Below are 3,690 nucleotides of genomic sequence, written 5' to 3'. Positions count from 1 at the left end.
ACTTGGAACCAGACTTTTTTGCCGTGGTGGACGAAATATCACACTGACGGATGACGGTCTTTTACTGAAACGCAGAGCGCTGGAAATGATCGATCTGGAAGACAAAAAAGAATTATAATACACATATGGAAAAAAGATGAAGTTGCGTTACGGTTGTTTATGCAGAGATTTATAAAGAACAGGATATTTTTTGTATAACAAGGGTAACGGACAGAACAGGAGGCAGAAAATTATGGCAAAAATCGTTCAGACAGCAGGAAGAGATGCACTTGGAGAATTCGCACCGGAATTTGCACATTTCAATGATGATGTTCTTTTTGGTGAGAACTGGAACAACGAAGATATTGATCTGAAAACAAGAAGTATTATTACCGTAGTGGCACTTATGGCACAGGGAATCACAGATTCTTCCCTGAAATTCCATTTGCAGAATGCAAAAGATCACGGTGTATCACAGAAAGAAATTTCTGCAATTATTACACATGTAGGTTTTTATGCGGGATGGCCGAAAGCATGGGCAGTGTTCAATCTGGCAAAAGAAGTCTGGGAAGTCGGAGAATAATTTACCAAAGTAAGAAGTTGCTTGATGTAAAAGAATAAGAGAGTCTGATCAAGGTAAATATTTGAGAAGATAATTTGTTTTGTAAGAAACTTACAGTATTATGGAGAGAAAGAGATAAGTAAGAAATGGAGGAAAAGACGATGAGCAAAACATTAGTAGCATATTTCAGTGCAAGTGGCGTGACAGAAAAAGTAGCTGAGATGATTGCAGAGGTATCCGGTTCTGATCTGTATGAGATCGCACCGAAGGTTCCATATACAACTGCAGATTTAAACTGGATGGATAAAAAATCAAGAAGCAGTGTTGAGATGGCGGATAAATCCATCCGTCCGAAAATGGCAGAAGGCGATGCAGCAATTGAAAACTATGACACTGTCGTTATCGGTTTCCCAATCTGGTGGTATGTAGCACCGACAATTATCAATACATTCCTGGAAAAATACGATTTTTCCGGCAAAAAGATCATTCTGTTTGCAACATCCGGCGGAAGCGGATTCGGCAATACCATCAAAGAGTTACAGCCGTCTGCACCACAGGCACAGTTTGTAGAAGGAAAACTTCTCAATCATGTAAATAAGAAAAGTATTGAAGAATGGGTAAAGACCTGGTAAGAAGATCAGAGGCAGAGGATTTTCTGTGAAGAATAGCAGCATTAGTTTTGTGCTAAAAAGATATTGCAGAGCTATGGCAAAGAATTCTATATAGTAAAAAGCGGAGCAGTTACATGTGGTGTGTAATTGCTCCGCTTTTCTATTTGATAGCACACTTTCTTGTATATTCAAACAAGATAAATTCTGTTATAATGTGAACACACAGAAAAGCGGATTTATGTAACGGGAATAAATTTTCAGGAGGAAGAAAAATGATCACAACTGATAAATGAACATGTTCGATATAAACTGTATCAGATCTTTCGGTGTGATTTGATCCTGCTGCCGGTTTCAACAGAACGAATACTGATTTTACCAACGGAATATTTTTCGTGGCAGAACGACGTTCCTTATATGCGGGATCTGCTGCAGTATTTTAATCAGATCAGCAAGGAGAATGACTGCTTTTTCTCAGATTCCATCTTTTATTTGAGATATATGGACGAAAAAAGATCCATACTGTCTGCCGTACCGAATGAAAGGTCAATTAAGATAATCATGGGAAGAAGCATGGATTATATTCGCATTTCAGAGCTGAAATTGCGTATGCAGAGCGAGAAATAAATATTTTCTGAATGAGCCGTATCATCCGTTGGTTGATCCTGTGGATGACACAATATGTGATGCAGTAAAGAACTTGAAAAAGCAGCTTCAGCCAAGTTTGATGATGCAGGAAATATTTGAGCGAAGTGCTGCATCGGGAGAGTGGCAGTGGTAGCAGACAACATTCTGAGCGAGCAGCGAGAGTGAATTGCAAAGATCTGTTTTGTAGTAGGAAAATGAGGGGGAATCATGATGAAATATACAGAAAATGGAATTCAGTATCACATTGGTTTAAAACAGGGCGATGTTGGAAAATATGTTATTTTGCCGGGAGATCCGAAACGGTGTGCAAAGATTGCAGAACTCTTTGAGGATGCACATTTAGTAGCCGATCACAGGGAATTTACGACTTACACCGGCTATCTGGACGGGGAAAAAGTCAGTGTGACCTCAACGGGCATCGGTGGACCTTCCGCGGCGATCGCCATGGAAGAACTGGTGCGCTGCGGGGCAGAAGTTTTTATCCGTGTGGGAACCTGTGGAGGCATCCGCACAGATGTCAAAAGCGGCGATCTGGTGATCGCTACCGGAGCAGTCCGCATGGAAGGAACCAGCCGGGAATATGCACCGATCGAATTTCCGGCAGTGGCAGATTATCATATTGTACAGAAACTGGAAGCAGCGGCGAAAGCAAACGGTTATCCGTGCCACATCGGTGTTGTTCAGTGCAAGGATTCTTTTTACGGACAGCATGAGCCGGAAAAAATGCCGGTAAGTTACGAACTGACGCAGAAATGGGAGGCATGGAAACGGCTTGGATGTCTGGCTTCGGAGATGGAATCTGCAGCATTGTTTGTGGTTGCAAGTTATCTGCATGTAAAAATCGGTTCCATTTTTCTGGTTGTGGCAAATCAGGAGCGGGAAAAACTGCATCTGGAAAATCCGGTGGCACATGATACGCAGGCGGCAATTAAGAGTGCGGTAGATGCCATTCGTCTGATGATAGATGATAAAGGAAGATAAAGAAGATAGCTGAATAAGATAGCAGAAAGAGAAAATGCCTGCTTATGAAACAGTGTGATCTGTGGCAGAGATTGTGTGCCGAAAAATAAGAATATCGTATGTAACGCATGGAATTGAAAAAGTATGGAAGAAAAGAACACGAATCATAGTAAAAATAACAACAGGAATGATAATAATCGCCTTGTCGATCGCAATCATAATTGTCAAAGTATCCGTAGTCAGCGTGTTGGTGGACTGATCCTGGCAGCAGGACTGTCCACCCGCATGGGACAGTCAAAGCCACTAACAAAATTTCTTGACAATAATTTGATTGACCAAACAATCAAAACGATGTATGATGCAGGTATAGATCATATCCATGTGGTAACCGGATTTGAACAGGAACGCGTCGAAGCATATTTGCAGGCAAACGATTTATTCAACCGGATTCATACTATTTGGAATCCCAATTATGGAAATGGAAGTATCCTGACATCTATCAAAACAGGGCTTCCCAGGCTGAAAGAGTTTGATTATGTATTCATCCAACTGGTAGATCTGCCTTGCATTTTGCCGGAAACCTATCAGAAATTATGGGAGACCATGCTTGCTTCCGGGAAAAAAGCAGTCATACCAACGGTAGATGGGAGACGCGGGCATCCGGTATTGATCGACATGTCTCTGCTGCCGGAGATTCTTTCTTATGAAAATGCTGCGGGTGGCGGTGGTCTGCGCGGTTTTTGGAAGCTGCTAGGGGATGAATTTTTAGAAGTCCCGGTTACGGATTGCGGCAGCGTTATGGATACGGATACGAAGGAACAGCTGAGGGAAGCAGAAAGGTATCTGATACAACGCAGGAATGCAGAGAATACCGAACACAAAGTAGATGTCAGCTTGCGCTGACCAGAATCACGCACCAAGTCTCACGTGCGT

The 3,690-nt window shown here is 42.1% G+C and carries 3 protein-coding genes and 1 pseudogene; all 4 read left to right on the top strand.

Going from position 1 to position 3,690, the window contains the following annotated elements; all coding sequences use genetic code 11:
- Window positions 1-232: 232 nt before the first annotated feature.
- Window positions 233-559: pseudogene (locus LG34_RS06645) on the top strand (carboxymuconolactone decarboxylase family protein); the annotation flags it as partial.
- Between the two features lie 143 nt (window positions 560-702).
- Entirely contained in the window at window positions 703-1,173 is a 471-nt protein-coding gene (locus LG34_RS06640) for a flavodoxin (RefSeq protein ID WP_109215401.1), read from the top strand.
- A gap of 834 nt (window positions 1,174-2,007) precedes the next feature.
- Window positions 2,008-2,778 (top strand): uridine phosphorylase, encoded by a 771-nt coding sequence (udp, locus tag LG34_RS06630; protein ID WP_109215400.1) that lies wholly within the window; start codon window positions 2,008-2,010, stop codon window positions 2,776-2,778.
- A gap of 123 nt (window positions 2,779-2,901) precedes the next feature.
- On the top strand, window positions 2,902-3,660 hold the full coding sequence (locus tag LG34_RS06625) for a nucleotidyltransferase family protein (RefSeq protein WP_109215397.1): 759 nt from the start codon (window positions 2,902-2,904) through the stop codon (window positions 3,658-3,660).
- The last annotated feature ends 30 nt before the right edge of the window (window positions 3,661-3,690 follow it).

The sequence above is a fragment of the Eubacterium ramulus genome, assembly GCF_003122485.1.
In the GTDB taxonomy this organism is placed as follows: Bacteria; Bacillota; Clostridia; order Lachnospirales; family Lachnospiraceae; genus Eubacterium_I; species Eubacterium_I ramulus_A.
The sequence above is the reverse complement of the archived record's forward strand: the minus strand, read 5'-3'. Positions and strand labels throughout refer to the sequence as shown.

Coding starts and splice junctions, on each gene's coding strand:
- LG34_RS06625 (WP_109215397.1), top strand. CDS start 2,902: ATGGAAGAAAAGAACACGAATCATAGTAAAAATAACAACAGGAATGAT.
- udp (WP_109215400.1), top strand. CDS start 2,008: ATGAAATATACAGAAAATGGAATTCAGTATCACATTGGTTTAAAACAG.
- LG34_RS06640 (WP_109215401.1), top strand. CDS start 703: ATGAGCAAAACATTAGTAGCATATTTCAGTGCAAGTGGCGTGACAGAA.